The 14,394-nt window shown below is 58.7% G+C and carries 20 protein-coding genes; 7 read left to right on the top strand and 13 right to left on the bottom strand.

Features of this window, described 5'->3' with window-relative positions; translation table 11 throughout:
* Positions 1–27: 27 nt before the first annotated feature.
* The 13 genes from ACXX9E_RS18505 to ACXX9E_RS18445 form a co-directional block, all read right to left on the bottom strand.
* Positions 28–972 carry a S49 family peptidase gene (locus tag ACXX9E_RS18505; RefSeq protein WP_458555888.1) on the bottom strand — a complete coding sequence of 315 codons (945 nt, stop codon included), beginning with the start codon at positions 970–972 and terminating at the stop codon, positions 28–30.
* Entirely contained in the window at positions 969–2,240 is a 1,272-nt protein-coding gene (locus tag ACXX9E_RS18500; RefSeq protein ID WP_458556596.1) for a phage portal protein, read from the bottom strand. Before ACXX9E_RS18500 ends, ACXX9E_RS18505 begins: the two co-directional genes overlap by 4 nt.
* A 2-nt stretch (positions 2,241–2,242) precedes the next feature.
* Entirely contained in the window at positions 2,243–2,428 is a 186-nt protein-coding gene (locus ACXX9E_RS18495; protein ID WP_458555887.1) for a hypothetical protein, read from the bottom strand.
* Positions 2,425–4,239: a terminase large subunit gene (locus tag ACXX9E_RS18490; protein ID WP_458555886.1), complete on the bottom strand. Its 1,815-nt coding sequence runs from the start codon at positions 4,237–4,239 to the stop codon at positions 2,425–2,427. Before ACXX9E_RS18490 ends, ACXX9E_RS18495 begins: the two co-directional genes overlap by 4 nt.
* Positions 4,202–4,702, bottom strand: coding sequence for a phage terminase small subunit P27 family (locus tag ACXX9E_RS18485; RefSeq protein ID WP_458555885.1), 501 nt, complete (start codon positions 4,700–4,702; stop codon positions 4,202–4,204). The genes ACXX9E_RS18490 and ACXX9E_RS18485 overlap by 38 nt, the downstream gene beginning before the upstream one ends.
* A gap of 190 nt (positions 4,703–4,892) precedes the next feature.
* Positions 4,893–5,153: a hypothetical protein gene (locus tag ACXX9E_RS18480; protein ID WP_458555884.1), complete on the bottom strand. Its 261-nt coding sequence runs from the start codon at positions 5,151–5,153 to the stop codon at positions 4,893–4,895.
* 107 nt (positions 5,154–5,260) lie between these two features.
* Positions 5,261–5,536, bottom strand: a complete 276-nt coding sequence (locus tag ACXX9E_RS18475) for a phage holin family protein (protein ID WP_458555883.1) — start codon at positions 5,534–5,536, stop codon at positions 5,261–5,263.
* A 7-nt stretch (positions 5,537–5,543) separates the two neighbouring features.
* A complete protein-coding gene (locus ACXX9E_RS18470; RefSeq protein ID WP_458555882.1) occupies positions 5,544–5,897 on the bottom strand; it encodes a putative holin in 354 nt (117 codons plus the stop codon).
* Positions 5,898–6,154: 257 nt separating this feature from the next.
* Positions 6,155–6,643: a hypothetical protein gene (locus tag ACXX9E_RS18465; protein ID WP_458556595.1), complete on the bottom strand. Its 489-nt coding sequence runs from the start codon at positions 6,641–6,643 to the stop codon at positions 6,155–6,157.
* Between the two features lie 328 nt (positions 6,644–6,971).
* Complete coding sequence (locus ACXX9E_RS18460) at positions 6,972–9,686, bottom strand: bifunctional DNA primase/polymerase (RefSeq protein ID WP_458555881.1); 2,715 nt, start codon at positions 9,684–9,686, stop codon at positions 6,972–6,974.
* Positions 9,683–9,889, bottom strand: coding sequence for a TraR/DksA C4-type zinc finger protein (locus ACXX9E_RS18455; protein WP_458555880.1), 207 nt, complete (start codon positions 9,887–9,889; stop codon positions 9,683–9,685). The genes ACXX9E_RS18460 and ACXX9E_RS18455 overlap by 4 nt, the downstream gene beginning before the upstream one ends.
* Positions 9,882–10,370 carry a phage regulatory CII family protein gene (locus ACXX9E_RS18450; RefSeq protein WP_458555879.1) on the bottom strand — a complete coding sequence of 163 codons (489 nt, stop codon included), beginning with the start codon at positions 10,368–10,370 and terminating at the stop codon, positions 9,882–9,884. The genes ACXX9E_RS18455 and ACXX9E_RS18450 overlap by 8 nt, the downstream gene beginning before the upstream one ends.
* 141 nt (positions 10,371–10,511) lie before the next feature.
* Complete coding sequence (locus tag ACXX9E_RS18445) at positions 10,512–10,760, bottom strand: YdaS family helix-turn-helix protein (protein ID WP_458555878.1); 249 nt, start codon at positions 10,758–10,760, stop codon at positions 10,512–10,514.
* Positions 10,761–10,866: 106 nt separating this feature from the next.
* Here ACXX9E_RS18445 and ACXX9E_RS18440 point away from each other — a divergent pair, with 106 nt between their 5' ends.
* The 7 genes from ACXX9E_RS18440 to ACXX9E_RS18410 all read left to right on the top strand — a co-directional run bounded on the left by ACXX9E_RS18440 (position 10,867) and on the right by ACXX9E_RS18410 (position 14,387).
* On the top strand, positions 10,867–11,622 hold the full coding sequence (locus tag ACXX9E_RS18440) for a S24 family peptidase (RefSeq protein ID WP_458555877.1): 756 nt from the start codon (positions 10,867–10,869) through the stop codon (positions 11,620–11,622).
* 333 nt (positions 11,623–11,955) lie between these two features.
* Positions 11,956–12,222, top strand: a complete 267-nt coding sequence (locus ACXX9E_RS18435) for a hypothetical protein (RefSeq protein WP_458555876.1) — start codon at positions 11,956–11,958, stop codon at positions 12,220–12,222.
* A 10-nt stretch (positions 12,223–12,232) separates the two neighbouring features.
* Positions 12,233–12,511 carry a hypothetical protein gene (locus tag ACXX9E_RS18430; RefSeq protein ID WP_458555875.1) on the top strand — a complete coding sequence of 93 codons (279 nt, stop codon included), beginning with the start codon at positions 12,233–12,235 and terminating at the stop codon, positions 12,509–12,511.
* Positions 12,508–12,891: a hypothetical protein gene (locus ACXX9E_RS18425; RefSeq protein ID WP_458555874.1), complete on the top strand. Its 384-nt coding sequence runs from the start codon at positions 12,508–12,510 to the stop codon at positions 12,889–12,891. Before ACXX9E_RS18430 ends, ACXX9E_RS18425 begins: the two co-directional genes overlap by 4 nt.
* A complete protein-coding gene (locus tag ACXX9E_RS18420; protein ID WP_108589632.1) occupies positions 12,888–13,130 on the top strand; it encodes a pyocin activator PrtN family protein in 243 nt (80 codons plus the stop codon). Before ACXX9E_RS18425 ends, ACXX9E_RS18420 begins: the two co-directional genes overlap by 4 nt.
* Before the next feature lie 60 nt (positions 13,131–13,190).
* The gene (locus ACXX9E_RS18415) at positions 13,191–13,532 is read left to right on the top strand and encodes a YfdP family phage-associated protein (protein ID WP_458555873.1); all 342 of its coding nucleotides are present in this window, start codon (positions 13,191–13,193) and stop codon (positions 13,530–13,532) included.
* 33 nt (positions 13,533–13,565) lie between these two features.
* The gene (locus ACXX9E_RS18410; RefSeq protein ID WP_458555872.1) at positions 13,566–14,387 is read left to right on the top strand and encodes a YfdQ family protein; all 822 of its coding nucleotides are present in this window, start codon (positions 13,566–13,568) and stop codon (positions 14,385–14,387) included.
* Positions 14,388–14,394 lie beyond the last annotated feature (7 nt).

The raw sequence follows: 14,394 nt of genomic DNA, 5'->3' as shown, positions 1-14,394 counted from the left end.
GGGTTTCGGTGACTGCCGCGAACGCGGTCAGATCTGGGTTTGAAGATTCAGTGCGGATGCACGAACGGACAAGCGGCCGGACTGGCGGACAGTGCGACTCATGGCGACAGAGTGAGAAAGGTCATCGACCGCCTGTTGCGGGCTCTGCATCCGATCAGCCAGCCCGGCATTGATACCGGCCTGCCCACGGTACAGCCCTGCTTCGGTGGCAATTACCTGCTGCACGGAAAGACCCCGGTAGTCCGCCACGGCGTTGACGAACAGCTGGTAGCTCTCTTGAACAACATCGTTCAGGTACTTCAGCGACTGCTCACTCAAGGGTTCGTGAGGGCTGAGGTCATTCTTGTGCGCGCCTGCATAAACCGTGGTCACTTTTACGCCCATGCCCTCTTCCTGCTTGGACCGGTCCATGTGACTGGCGATGACGCCAATTGAACCAACGCCGCTGGTCTGGCTCACCACCAGCTCGCTACAGGCCGAGCCGAGCAAGTAGCCGCCGCTGTAGGCCATGAAGTTGACGATGCCGGTGATGGGCTTCTGCTGGGCCATGGCACGGATATCGGCGGCCAGTTCGAAAGCGCCGACAGCGGAACCGCCGGGGCTATCAATGTCCAGTACGATCCGCTCTACCATCGGATCGGCTACCGCGTTGCGCAGCTGCGACCGCAGTGATTCGTAGCTGGTCATCGTTTCGCACATGCTGATGTGACTACCACGACTGACTAAAACACCGCTGACCGGTATCACCTCGATCCCGGTTCGAGCGATAGCTGTGCGACGCTCTTCCTCTTGCTGGGCGATACGGTCAATGCCATCGTCATCCCAAATACCCGGACCGGTTTGGGCGCCGATGTTGACGATGTTCAGACTCATTGCCTGGTTGGCCCAGCGCACACCAAGGTCCAGCATGTCAGGGGTCACCAGCAGCGGCTGATTGAACAGCAGGCTGGAGGCTCGCAGGTAGTTTTTCATTGGGCAAGAATCCTTCCGATTTCAGCTTGCTGGAGTTCGAGCTGGGCTCGCACCTTGGGGTTGGTCAAATCACCGCCGGGTTTTCCTGCATCGACCATGTTCAGCGGTTGAAGGTAGATGTCGCCACCGGGTACTGGCGGCATGTTCTCAAGACGCCGGATGTCATTGACGCTGAGCCAACCCCACTGTCTGCCGATGGCGTATGCTTCGTAGCGGCTCTTCTGATCGCCGCGCAGCAGGCCGGACAGATTGAACTCAATGAAGTATTCGCGCCGATCCTTGGGCAGCAGGAAGTCACGCATCATTGATTGTTCGTGGCGTTTGACCCACGGCAACAACGCGAACACCACGAACTGGATCATCAGCTGTTCGAGGGTGTTGTAGTTGGACTTCTCCAGGTCGTTGACCATCGGCAGCGGGATTTTGTAGATCCGGGCAATATCGGTGCCGGTGGTCTTGAGGATGCCCAGTACCTCAGCATCAACGTTGTTCATCGACACCGGTTTGAAGGTCATGCCTTCCTGCAGCAGCGCGACCTTTTTGGCGTTGTCCATGCCGCCGAACTTCTGGCCCCACTGATCAACAATCTTGTCGATGCTGCCTTGATCCTTAATCGACGGCGCCTCACGGGGTCGCTCGATCACGCCGGACACCGTCACGCCGTTTGCGAAGCTCTTGCCAGTGTATTGCCGCACGGCCTGGGCGAGCCCGAGTGAATCCGCGTGCACTTCAATCGGGGACAGTCCCACGTAGTGATTAGTGCTGACCCAACGAACGTGATGGATCATGCGCATAGGCAGCGATTCGCTCGCACCGATGCGGTAGTACGGCAACAAGTCGGCACCTTTCAGCACCTGGACCTTATTGTTGCAAAGCGGCCACAAGCCAATGACATTGCCGTCGTCGCGACGGTCGATGAAGCTGTAGCTGTTGCCCCGCAGTCCTGCCGCGAGCTGACTGCATTCGCGGTATTCGTATGGTGTCTGAAAACCATTGGGCTGGTACCGCAGAACATCGTAGGCCGGATGATTGATCGCGGCTTCCCGCTGCCCCTTGTCTTGGCGCCGGTACATCTCGCAGGGCAACTGCCCCATGGTTTCCGCCAACAGGGTGACGCAGTTCTGCAGGATGGGAAGGCCCAGCGCTGACTCCGGCGTGACAGTGACACCCGAGCTATTCCGGCCGCTACCAATGAGTCCGCGCCAGAACCCACCGTCCGGGTTTGTGAGAGTGCCGCGCTCACCGCCGAGCACGCTTGAGAAAAACATGCTCAACCTCCTTGGGGCTTGGATTGGGATTTCAGTGCGGCCGCTGCGCGATCGGCAAGGTAGGACCAGGCCAGCAGGCCGACACCCGCGACGATGCAACCGGCGGGAACGCTGATCAGCGCCACGCCCCCGACCAGCAGCCCGAAGCCCAACAGGCCGGCCAGCCAGGCCGCGATGGCTAATTTCATATACCCGCCCCTTCGTCGTAGATGGATTTACCGCTCGGGCCACCAGACTTCATGCTGGTACCGACAGCGATGATGGATGCCACGATGCCGTCGATCCGCCCGGTTGCTTTGGCTTTATCGGCTTTTCGATTGTTCGCAGGATCGGAAACGATCACCGCGTTGCCGGCGCACCAGGTCATGACCGGGTTGCCATCGTGGCGCAACGTCTCAACCGTTTCTGACTGCACCAGTTCGTATTCCGACGGGTCCAGATCAATGACATCGCTTTCGGATTCACGCCCAAGCAGGCGGCGTTCGAACTCGTCCACCGCCGGCGCCATGTCCTTGAAGCCCTGACCGAAGGGCACCACTTCGGGCAGGGTAATGTCCTCATCGGTCATCAGTTGCAGAAGGTCTTCAGCGCGCCACCGGTCATAGCCGATTCGCTCGACGTCGAAGTACGCGCAAATTTTCACCAGGCGCATCAGCACATGTTTCTTGCTGATAGCGCGTCCCGGCGTGGTTTCGAGGTGGCCATCCTTCAGCCACATGGAATAAGGGACCTTGTCGCGGTCCTCGCGCCCTTGCAGATCGTCGTCCGGTATCCAGAAGTACGGCAGCAGCCGCCAGTGCGGGTCATGCAGGGTTGGCCAAAAGACGAGAACAAATGCCGTCAAGTCAGTGGTGCTGGACAGGTCAAGCCCGCCCACACAACGACGATTGCGCAGCACGCGCATCGGCACCCGTTCTTCGGCCTGTTTCCAAACGTCCCAAGAGATCCACGGGGCATCTGCCGAGGTCCATTCGCAGAAATTCAGACGGCGCACCACCGACTCTTGAGCCGGCAACCCGCGTGCTGACTGGACCTGTTCGCGCAAATACTTGCGTCCGGGGATACCGTCGCTTTGCCCTTCGGCGATGTGGTCCAGCGAAGGGTTGACCTTTGGCCAGCAGGCTTCGTCCTTGAAAGGATCATCGCCTTCATCCAAGGAACAGATGAAAGCGAAGAAGCTGTCGTTGTCTTCGATCTGCGCGCAGATCCGCACGCCCAGATCGTGGTACTGGCCGCACACCGTCTTCTTGTCGGAACCGCTGTTGGTGATCATCACCACCATGGCTTTGCGTCGGTTTTTGGTACCGGCGCGCATCATGTTCACAGTGGCCGCAGTCTTGTGTTCGTGCAGTTCATCCAGCAAACCAATGTGCGGACGCGGGCCGGACTTGCCTTCGTCCGCACTGATCGGGCGGAAAAAGGAGTTGGTGTTCGCGTAGAACAGGTTCCAGACCTTGTCGTCTCGACCAGACTGCACCAGGCGCGAGCGAAGTTTCGCGGACATGTCCACCATCGACACGGCGTCGCGAAACAGGATCATCGCCTGGTCACGTTTGGTGGCTGCGGCATAGATCTCGGCCCGTTGTTCACCGTCTGCGACCAGACCATAGAGGCCAATGCCGGCCACCAGCGGGCTTTTGCCGGAGCCTTTTCCGGTTTCGATGTAGCCGAGACGGAAGCGGCGGAAGCCATCAACAGTCATCCAGCCGAACAAACTGCCCACCACAAAGGCTTGCCAGGGCGCCAGCAGGAAAGGCATGCCCTCATAGTCGCCGCCATTGAGGCACAACACATCTTCGAAAAAGCCGATGGCGCGGTTTGCAGACTCCAGATCCCAGATCAAACCGCGTGACGATCCATACTCCAGATCGCGGAAGTGACGTTTGCAAGCGTTGCGTACGTTTGGGCCAGCGACGATATCGCCAGCCAGAACAGCGTGAGCGAATGCGGAAACACGATCGTCAACTGAAGTATCTGTCTGCGGCGTCTCGTTGGTCATTTGGGAATAGCTCACCTTGCGGTGCCGGCGCGGTTTTCAGGTTGCGCCGCGACATCGGCGATAGGCCGAACTGGGTGCCAGCAGCGTTGGCACGCTTCTCGGCGTCGTTGGCGAGCTGCCGTAGGACGTGCATCTGCTGGGCACCAGTCTTGAAGGTTTGGATATCGCCGCCCAATTCATCTTCGGAGGCGGCGTTGCGCTGCGCGATCAGCCGCTGGTACCGGCGCCAATCGGCTACCGCCTGGCAGTAGGTGGCCAGTGCCATCGCGTCGAGTTGTGAAACGATACCCAATGAAATGAGCGCGGGTACCAGTTCCTCCCATTCCTTCACAGCCTCGAGAGAAAGGACATCCGGCATCGGCGGAGCGCCGACCGGCACTAATGGCTTGGCGACTTCGGCCAGCAGGCTGGCGACATTCTCGCGACCACGGTTTCCCTGCAAAAGTTTGAGTGCCGCTGGCACTCCGGGGCGACCCGAATTTCCATTTCCCGCCATGAATTCAACCCCTTACTGGTGGATACCCCCCCTCCCTCATTTTTCCCGACTTTGTGTAAAGAGGGGGGCGATCGGTCTAGAAGGAAGTCCAAATGAAGTTTTTCACCCCCCCTACCCTCGGGGTTGTGCCATTTTTCGGTGCGTCAGCGATGCTCGGTCACCGGTTCCAGTGATGCCCCGGATCGACCGGACGGCCGTCGGCATGGCACCCGGGCACGCGCCCGCTCTTCTCGATCCGCTGCTTTGTCGAGTCGTGGCAGAACTTGCACAGGCTCGCCCAGTTCTCCGGGTCCCAGAACAGCTTCCACGCTGCCTTGATTCGGGCGGGATCGCCGCTGTCCTTGGCGTCCTTCAGCTTGGGCGCGACCTTGTGGTCAACGATCGTTGCCGCGACCGGACGCTGATCTGTCGAACACATCGAGCAGTACGGATGTTCGCGAAGGTGTCCATCGCGAGACTTCTGCCACCTGTATCCGTAACCCCGCGCGGAACTGCTACCTCGACGGTCATCCGATACCTTACTCATCAGCCCATCTTCCAGACGCGCGCCAGGTTGCCACTGCTCTTGCACACCGATCCCACGAATACACCCAGCACAATCACCAGCGGCCAAGAGTTCGGCGGCATGACCAACTGTCCTTTACCGATGTACACCACGGCAGATCCAGCAGCGACCATCACCACCCAGGCAAGACAACTCATGCTGCGGCGGAACCTGGCACCACGACGACGGAACGTGAACAATCGAACGAACAGCGCCACGCACAGCCAGAACGTGGCCTGAGTGAGAACTTGCGGCATCAGTTGACTATCCATCCTGCCTCCCTTGCGGTTCAGCAATGAGGCCGCGTCTCTTGATGACGGCGAGCGCGACGGTAACGACCACAACCGATGCGCCAAACGCAGCCGGCCCGGTGTACTTGAATGGCCTGGTACCGAACAACTCTACCTCGGCCATGCCAGGGGCGAACATGTAACCCATCACGAAAGACACCAGCAGGAACACAACCCGCTTCCAGACCGGCAATTCCTCAGTAGTGGTGAAGAACACCAGAGAGCCGGCCAGCGCACCGATCACCGCGAGCATATCCACGCCCGCCAGCAGACCAGTAGCTGCCAGTCCTACACCACCGGCCACGACAACAGTTGCCGGCTCGCTCATGCTGATTCTCCTTGCAGACACCCCAATGGGCCGAAAATAAAAAACCCGCCGAAGCGGGTTTAGGTGACCGGCTCTGGGGAAGCCGGGTAAAGCTGCACAGCACGTGCGAGGTCAGCGCCGAGGCGCAAATTCCATATCGTGGTGACTTTTTACCTGCCTCCGGAAAAACCGAAAAGAGGTGATTTTCGGTAGGTCAGCAAACGACACGAATGTGACCGCAATCAGACCACAACGCGACAAAGCACCCCGACAAGCGGTCAGCGCGGTCTAACCCGCGCAACTGTAGACGCCCGCACAAGATCGGTCTCCGGAGACTTCACACGTCGATTCCGCGCACGGCCTGGCGCAGTACGCACGGTCAATATGACCAACACCTGCTGATGCAGAGCATGAACCCAGTTCCGATATGTCCGATCTGCATTGTCACCCAGACCAAGGATCGGCAATTGCGACCGGACCGACAAAGCAGGTCGAGGCAAGTACCGATTACGGGCCAGCTTCGCCAGCAGCGCGCCCTTCTCGGACTGCCGCTCAAGCTGTGCCAACGCCGCGGCGACTTCCTGCGCGGCGTGATCCATGCCGCCACCAGCCGCCATCATCAGGTCGCGGGATCCCGGCGTACCGCGAGGGGCCGAGCCACCCCACTCCATGATCGTGGCCATCGGGCTACCCAAACCACCACCGTCACCCACCTGGTTGAACTGATTGCCCCAATGCTGCATGAGTTCTTCAATCTCTTCGATCATCGCCCTTCCCCCCGAAAAATCGAACCCGACACAAAAAACCAGCAACCCAACACAAACCCAACACAAATAAATCCCTTTAAATTCAGGCAAATAATCAAAACTGAGTTGAGTGTGTTGGGTTGGTTGGGTTTTTCGGCCCTCGCATAGAGCTTTTTCAGTTGGCGATTCAACCAGTCGAAAAACATCACGCAGGCGCGTGCGCGAAGCAAAACCCAACACACCCCGCACAAAGCCCGGAAAGCCGCGAAAATCAAGACTCCAGACTGTGTCGGGTAGCCAAAACCAACCCAACACGCACCCCGCACACCCAACACACTTTTATGTGCACTCATGCTGCAGCCGCCTTAATGTGGTCCCAGTTGTCGACGTTCCATCCAGCCAGCCGCGCCTTGGCCCGCCAGTCGCTGACGACAGCCCCGAGGTCGGCCGCTTTCAAGGATGGGGCGCGGGAAGGCTCAAGATCAGCGGGAAAGAAAAACGCCCCGAATCGCCGGTTATTGCCATCCGTCCACGGGATCGAACGCGACTTGTCCAACTCCGAACTGAGGAACAGCGCGAACTTCGTGTGACTCATGGCGTGCTCTTTGTTGCGCTGACACCACTCCAGGAACAACGCGAACACGTCGCTGGACAGACAGACACCCCAGAGATCTCGACCCAACTCGCCGTACTTCCACAGATGAAGGAACGTCTGCCACCCTGCCCGGCTCAACGCCACCAATCGCTCCCGCGCCTCTGTCTTGGGCGGCCGCGTTCGCTGGTCGAAGTCTCCGAGATCCAGCGATAGCAACCATGCGTGCAGCGCCGCAACACCTCCATTCTTGAGTTCGTGACCGATCGCCTTCTGCCGATCCGGCGGCAGCGTCTCGTTGGGCCACATCACCAACATCCGGCGATCGCTCTCACTGATGGGCCACGGCAAGATCTCGTTGCTCAGGAACACCGCGTTCATGTGGTTGGATTCCTCCCAGCCATTGATGAACTTGGATTCCATCCGCACGGTTTTGCCCGTGATCAAGTGCTTGATCTTGCCCACCTGGTTGTACCGCTGGTCACGACTCACGACCTCTTCAAACACCGCCCAAAGCTTGCGGCTTTGCCACGCGTTGAAGTTGCTTTCCAACTGGGTCTGACCCACCGTCGCCGCGTACTGACCGTAAAGCATGCCCAGCGCATCGGCGAACAACAGGCTTTTACCCGAGCCTTCCATGATCGAGTGCATCAACACCGCCGTGTCCATCTTCGCGCCAAGGTGCTGCAGCGGGAAAGCCAGCCAGCGGGTCAACCACCACGCCGCATCGTCATCACCATTGCAAAGGAACTTGATCAACCACCGCAGATTCGCGCACGCGTCATCGTCGCGAACCGGTTCCAGCGGCAAGCCATCAAACGTGTTGATGTACACGCTCGGGTCTTTGGTCATGGTCGGATCGAAGACAATGTGGTCAACGTCCACCACGCGCCGCTCGGCACTGTTCAACCACAACGGATAGGTATCGCCCAACGCCATCTTAACGGCACCTTCGGCGATGCGGCGCTTCTTCTCCCTGTCCCACACGTCCTTCGTGCCATCGATGTACACATAGCGCTCAGTCGGTGACATGCCGAACGCGCCACCCTTCTTGCCAGCCATTCGCCGCGCTTGCTCAATCTCACTGACGTGATCGCTCGAAATCAATTTGCGCTGATCGGTATTCTCCAGCCATTGCTTGGCCATGGGTTTACCGACACGCGCCTCAAACGCAGACTTTTTCATGACCTTGGATTGATCGAAGTCCCATACGTGAGTTGTCCCATCGACGAGCGCATAACGCCGCAACACCTGGTCGATAGTCAGCGCCGCAGGCACATCCGTGCCCCCCGCGCCCCCTTCAGGATCCGGAGCAGCCTCCCTTGGCACCGTTTCGCCGGGGCTCGGCTCGCTCGGATTAGTCGATGGGGTCGGGGGAAGATCGCGCGGGTCTGGCCGTGAAGCATGCTGCATACCCAACATCTGGGCAGCAGCCTTCACCGCCCGCGACTGGTCGCCGGAATGCTCAAGCAGGCAAAACACCTCAAAGGCGTCGTTCTGATGACCGTTGGCCAGAGGATCGGCGCCGTGGTGTGAATAAACCTTGCCTTCGCTGACCGTGACACCCGGCAAGCCCGTGCTGCTCTGCGGGTACAACCATTTGCTGCCGCGCTTGATGTAGCCGTGAGTGCGTAACAGCTCCTCGACATCATGGCACCGGTTGAACTCATCAATCACCGAGGGCGGTTTGCCCGTAGCGGGTGTCGGTCGCTTGATGACTTTCGCCGGTGGCTTTTTTGGCTTCGGCGCCCACGGGCAAGCCGCTTCGGCGTCACGCTTGAAGATGTCCCAATTTTGCCAGATGGCCAACAACTCATTGGTCAGGGTCGGCAGACCATCGGCGGCGCTCGGCGGCGTACGCCAGGTGTAGGGCTTTCCAGTACCGGGATGGATCGACGGAGGGAAAACATCCTGCACCAGGCCTGCACGCAATTCGAACACGGTAAAGCGCTTGTAGTCTTCCGCCTCGGCTTTGGCTTCGGCCTCACCGGCTACATCCCCCTGCTCTTTCGCCGCCTTGGCCTTCGCCATCAGCCCCTTCCAGATCGAGCCATCCGGGTCTTTTTCATTCGGCCACGAAAGTGAATGCCGGGCCAGCTCAACGCCGTCCGGCAAATTGAACAACACGCGAAACCGCAACGGGTTGCCAACGATGGTCGGGTAAACCACGGCCATGGCATCGAGGTCGAGCCCAAGTAGCTCATACAGGACGTGGCGGGTCCACTGGACATCATCCACGTCGAGCGAGCAAACACGACTTGGCCCGAGCACTACGCCCAGGTTGTGGTTGGGGTTACGTTGCCAGAATGCTTCGGCGGCAGTGGCGTCAGTGATGTAGCCGCCCGGCTTGTTCCAGCCCATCCCCTTCGGGGCTTTTTCACCGGGTTCAATTGAAACAAGGGCAAGACCGAATGTGTCGATGTAGCGTTTTGCCCAGTTGGAAATGGCAATTCCCTTGGCCTGCTCGGTCATCGCCGCGCCTCCCGCAACTCCTGACAGTGCACGCAGGTTTCGCAACCCTCGCTCGCCTGCTGTCGAAGTAACGGGATGGGTTCGTCGCAATCCTCGCAGAACTGCGCGCTGACGCGGCTTGATGCCACACGGCGGTTACGATGAAGTGCAACGTCGAGCAGGTATTGCGCCTGGTCGTTGGCGCGATCGATATCGTCAGCCATTGTCCTGCCCCTCCATGGCCTGCCGTGCGCCGGCCATGATGCCCAACACCGCTTGGATAACATCGACACCGTATTTGTCCAGGGTCGCGACTTCGTGCGGTTCCCAGACGTTGTCGGCAGCACCGGCGTGCATGCTCGAAACAAACTCGCCGGTTCTTTCCAACAGCTTACCGACAGACTTCAGCGCCTCGGACGTGGCCGGTACTGGCGTCGGTTTGTACCAGACCGCGCCTGCAGGACGCCCCAACGCGTCGAGCAATGCAGCGTTTTGCGTCAGCCGAATGACATCTTCCAGTTCATCCGGAGTCAGCCAACGGCGCTCTTCATTGAGTTTGAGTTTCTTCTGCAGCTCGTCGTAGTCCATGAGCATGTCATGTGCCAACGTAGTGATGCCGCCTCGGTAATCGCGCCCGGCACGGTAAAGCGCCTCACGCAAAGAAAGAACCGGGCCAGCGCCCGGAAGGAGATCTGTGCGACTCATAACCGTAAATACCCCGTTTACGGCCTAGCCTTCGGATGGGACACGCCCTATCCTAAGACCACGACCGATGTGCATGTGCTGTGTATCGTCGTAGCCGGGCTGGGGGATTCTTTGGTGAGAGGCCCCAGCCCGGCCCCCCTTTCAGGCAGCCTGCAAGTCAGCAGGCAATAAAAAAACATCAGGACGGAGCACCTCACGTGCGATCCCCGTCTTCAACTCAACGCGCAGCACCAGTTCGGCAGGCAATTCACCTTTTCTGAACCAATAGGAAACAAGCTGTTGCGATACCGGCCGATCTTCGGTCGACACCAGCACCGCGAACGCGGCCTGACCACCGGCAAGGCTAATGGCCTCTGCTAGCGCCTCTCGCTTGGAATTCGAAATGCTCATCTCAACCTCTGGATCTGAAGTACCAACCAAAAATACAACTAAATTTGTAAACGAACAACATGTTTTTATGTTGGAACAAATACAAATCTTTTTGTAGCCTTCTTTGATGACCGAATCGACGCCCAAGCCAAGCCGCATAGCTGTCCTCTTCAAGACCCGCCGCGAAGAGCTAGACCTCACCCAAGAGGAAGTAGCCAGCAGGGTCAACGCGCTTCTTTCGCCCCCGAAAAGGCTCACGCAGCAGGTCTATGCTGCGTTTGAAAAGGGGAAGTCTCAGACCACCAAACACGCAATTACCATTGCCCAGGTTCTGGACATTCCCCTAGACGCACTAGATGAAAACTTCACGACTTCCCAGCTCAAAACCGGGGCTACGGCAGGCGCAAGGATAATTGCTGGCCCTACAGAGCTATGGGATGAGGAATCTCCACTCCATGATGAAGTAGAGGTTCCCTTGCTCAAGGAAATAGAACTGAACGATGGTTCGGGACACACGACAGTTAGAGCACAAGGCACATTTAGGCTTGGGGTCACCAAGAAATCCTTGGAAGAAATGGGCATCAAAATCGAAGATGTTGTATGCATCGAGGTATCCGGCAACAGCATGGAACCAGTCATTCCCGATGGCGGCAAAGCCGGGGTTGATCGAGGCCGCACGACGATTAAGGATGGCGATATGTTCGCCGTGCTCCACAACGGACAGATCCGCGTGAAGATGCTTTATCGAATGGCGCGCGGCGGCCTTCGCATGCGAAGCTTCAATCGCGAAGAGCACCCCGATGAGGAGTATCCGGCAGACCAAGTACGCGAAGAAGAGATAGAAATACTGGGTCGCATTTTCTGGTACTCAGTTCTTCGATAGCTCTCCCTCTTCCTAAAAAAAACCCGCCTAACGCGGGTTTTTTTATACCCCTCACAAAATTAACAAAAAACACCGTTGACCAAAATACAAATAAACGCGTAATGTTTGTTTCGTACACCTCTCACCAAGAGTACGAGCCATGCATACGACACAGCACAGCACCACCCGCTGCCCGGTGTACCTACACCCCGCAGCATGCACGAGCCCAGCGGCCGTCGAAGCGATCCAAAAGCACACCGGCCTGCTGGTAATCGTCACCCCCGGCGCTCGACTGGTATCCGCGAAAGCATCTACTACCGCGCCTGAATTGGGGCCATTCGGGGGTGACGCGGCATGAGTGCCTATTCCCTTCCTCTCGCCAGACAAGAGCTCTTGCATCACATGCTGCAGGTCGGCGGTGATGCTACCTGCGATCTGATCCGCCCCGAGCAGACCATGCGCGCTGATTTTTCGGTCGAGCAGACTCCGACCTTCACGATCGTCGAGGTCAACGTTGCAGGCCGCAAGGACAGCATCAAGCTGCGCCGCAATGATCGAGCAAATCACCTGCACCTGCGTGACTTCATCCATGAAGTCGCCAATCGCCAAGCTCAGGGCTGAGGGAGCCGCCATGACGAACCGCACCCTGGACGAAACCGCCGCACTGCTCGGACTCAAGCCCCGCGCCTTCCGCACCAGGTTGCGCGAGCTGGGCATTCTGAACAGCAGCGGCGACCTTGCCAGCCGGCACCGCGACCGCGGCTATCTGTTCTCCGATCCGCGCATCACGTTGATTCCACCTCACAACAAGCCACGGCATTACTCGGTGGTGATGGTGAAAGAGGACGGCGTCGATTGGCTGGCCAAAAAACTGGGAATCACCATCACCAAAAAGGACGCCGCCGCATGAGCATCAACTACATCAATGCCCATATGCAGGCGCTCGGCAGCCTTCGCTTGATCCCGATCTATCTGAACAGCCCCGGCATCGTCAGCCGAGCGCAGTTAGTTGGCGCAGCGAGCGAAGCTGAGCAGTTGCTCTGCAGCGTCCCCATGCGCGTGCTCGAACTGGCCGACGCATTCCGCTGCGTGAACAACGTGATCCTTGAAGGCCAGACCGCCTACGTCACCCCAACCAACTCGCCGGAGTATCCATTCGGCGCAGTTGTGGCGGATGAAAACGGCAACGTCTGCGCCGCCGCCATGGGCAAAAGCAAAGAAGGTCTAGCCGAAATGATCCGCCTAAAGCTGCTGCCCCCAACAGAGGGGCACGGGGAGAAAAGAGCGTGAGCACCACCATTGACCAACTGCGAAAGGAATGGCCGACGCCCTGCCCGACTTTGTCCGCCGTCAGGCAGCGCTACTTCTCGCACATCACCAGCGACCGCTACCTGCTGCGCCGTATCAGTGCCGGCCGCATTGCACTGAAGGTGACCCGCCTCGGCGGATCCGCCAAAGGCACCGCCGTCGTTTACCTGCACGACCTGGCTGCGTACCTCGACGCTCAAGCGACGAAGCAAGCAGCCTGACTCAACGGTGGCGCCTGCCGTACAGGCGCACACAACACACACTCAAATGAGGCACAGCACATGAGCAAAGCACGCCCCTTCATCGACACGCTACGGGACATCGAGGCCGGTGGCCTGCTCGATGAACTGAGCGAGGCCCAATTCCAATTGATCGACGCCATTCGCCTCTCCGGCAAAGCCGGCAAGTTGGTCATTGAGCTGAACTACAAGCCCGACGGTCGCGGACAGATGAACATCAAGGCCGACGTAAAAGTGAAAGAGCCAGCGCTTTCGCGCGGCACTTCCCTGTTCTTCCTCACACCAGAAGGCAACCTCACCCGCCGCGATCCACGACAGCAGGATCTGCCGCTTCGTCCAGTCGAGGAAGACAGCAGCGCACCACTGCGCCACGTCGCGCCTTAACGATCACTCACCGAAGAAACTGGAGCACATCCAATGCAAGAAGCCATCAACCACCTGGTCATGCTCGCCCAATCGCTGGGCAAGCCACAGGACCACCCCTCACTACCCGCGCCGTTCGCGCTCGTTCCTGACGGCACGCAGATCAAAGACCTTGAAGGTTTGCTGGCAGCGCCGAGTCGGATTCGCCAGGCCGTGAAAGTGCTCGATGCCGACACCTTCATCGCCTACATCAACCGCTACGCCACTCCGGCCTCAGTCGTGTTCTGCGACGGGCCTGAAGGTCGAACCTTCAAGGGCGTTCTCGACTACCACCAGCCTGAAAAACCATCGTGGGGTCAGCACGTGGCTATCTATCAGTGCCCGATCAGCATTGAGTGGGGCCGATGGAAAACTTCTGATCGGAAGAAGATGGATCAAGCGACGTTCGCCGAGTTCTTCGAGGACAACATCCGCGACATCACCGCCCCCGAAGGCATACCCAACGCACCATCTGCTGCGGACATGCTCGAAATCAGCAGGACCCTCGAAGCCAAGAAGAACATCAGCTTTCGCCAGGGCACCCGCCTCGATAACGGACAGGTTCAACTGACCTACAACGAGCAGATCGACGGACAGGCCGGCGAGACCGGTCAGCTCAAGATTCCGGAACAGTTCTACATCGGCGTCAAACCATTCCTCGGCGGTGATGCGTTCTGCGTTCCAGTTCGGTTCCGCTACCGCATTCAGGAAAGCCGGCTGGTGATGTGGTTCGAACTGGTGCGCCCAGACAAGGTGCTGGAAGAGGCCTACACAACAGTTCGCGCCAAGATCCAAGAGTCGATCAACGCCGTACCGATGTACGAAGCGACCATCTAACCATCGC

This window comes from Pseudomonas sp. GNP014 (assembly GCF_054344005.1).
This window is presented reverse-complemented; position numbering and strand designations above follow the sequence as displayed.

Bases quoted from the DNA above. Each gene is read 5' to 3' on its own strand.
- ACXX9E_RS18505 (WP_458555888.1), bottom strand. From the start codon at position 972: ATGAAAAACTACCTGCGAGCCTCCAGCCTGCTGTTCAATCAGCCGCTG.
- ACXX9E_RS18500 (WP_458556596.1), bottom strand. From the start codon at position 2,240: ATGTTTTTCTCAAGCGTGCTCGGCGGTGAGCGCGGCACTCTCACAAAC.
- ACXX9E_RS18495 (WP_458555887.1), bottom strand. From the start codon at position 2,428: ATGAAATTAGCCATCGCGGCCTGGCTGGCCGGCCTGTTGGGCTTCGGG.
- ACXX9E_RS18490 (WP_458555886.1), bottom strand. From the start codon at position 4,239: ATGACCAACGAGACGCCGCAGACAGATACTTCAGTTGACGATCGTGTT.
- ACXX9E_RS18480 (WP_458555884.1), bottom strand. From the start codon at position 5,153: ATGTGTTCGACAGATCAGCGTCCGGTCGCGGCAACGATCGTTGACCAC.
- ACXX9E_RS18475 (WP_458555883.1), bottom strand. From the start codon at position 5,536: ATGCCGCAAGTTCTCACTCAGGCCACGTTCTGGCTGTGCGTGGCGCTG.
- ACXX9E_RS18470 (WP_458555882.1), bottom strand. From the start codon at position 5,897: ATGAGCGAGCCGGCAACTGTTGTCGTGGCCGGTGGTGTAGGACTGGCA.
- ACXX9E_RS18465 (WP_458556595.1), bottom strand. From the start codon at position 6,643: ATGATCGAAGAGATTGAAGAACTCATGCAGCATTGGGGCAATCAGTTC.
- ACXX9E_RS18460 (WP_458555881.1), bottom strand. From the start codon at position 9,686: ATGACCGAGCAGGCCAAGGGAATTGCCATTTCCAACTGGGCAAAACGC.
- ACXX9E_RS18455 (WP_458555880.1), bottom strand. From the start codon at position 9,889: ATGGCTGACGATATCGATCGCGCCAACGACCAGGCGCAATACCTGCTC.
- ACXX9E_RS18450 (WP_458555879.1), bottom strand. From the start codon at position 10,370: ATGAGTCGCACAGATCTCCTTCCGGGCGCTGGCCCGGTTCTTTCTTTG.
- ACXX9E_RS18445 (WP_458555878.1), bottom strand. From the start codon at position 10,760: ATGAGCATTTCGAATTCCAAGCGAGAGGCGCTAGCAGAGGCCATTAGC.
- ACXX9E_RS18440 (WP_458555877.1), top strand. From the start codon at position 10,867: ATGACCGAATCGACGCCCAAGCCAAGCCGCATAGCTGTCCTCTTCAAG.
- ACXX9E_RS18435 (WP_458555876.1), top strand. From the start codon at position 11,956: ATGAGTGCCTATTCCCTTCCTCTCGCCAGACAAGAGCTCTTGCATCAC.
- ACXX9E_RS18430 (WP_458555875.1), top strand. From the start codon at position 12,233: ATGACGAACCGCACCCTGGACGAAACCGCCGCACTGCTCGGACTCAAG.
- ACXX9E_RS18425 (WP_458555874.1), top strand. From the start codon at position 12,508: ATGAGCATCAACTACATCAATGCCCATATGCAGGCGCTCGGCAGCCTT.
- ACXX9E_RS18415 (WP_458555873.1), top strand. From the start codon at position 13,191: ATGAGCAAAGCACGCCCCTTCATCGACACGCTACGGGACATCGAGGCC.
- ACXX9E_RS18410 (WP_458555872.1), top strand. From the start codon at position 13,566: ATGCAAGAAGCCATCAACCACCTGGTCATGCTCGCCCAATCGCTGGGC.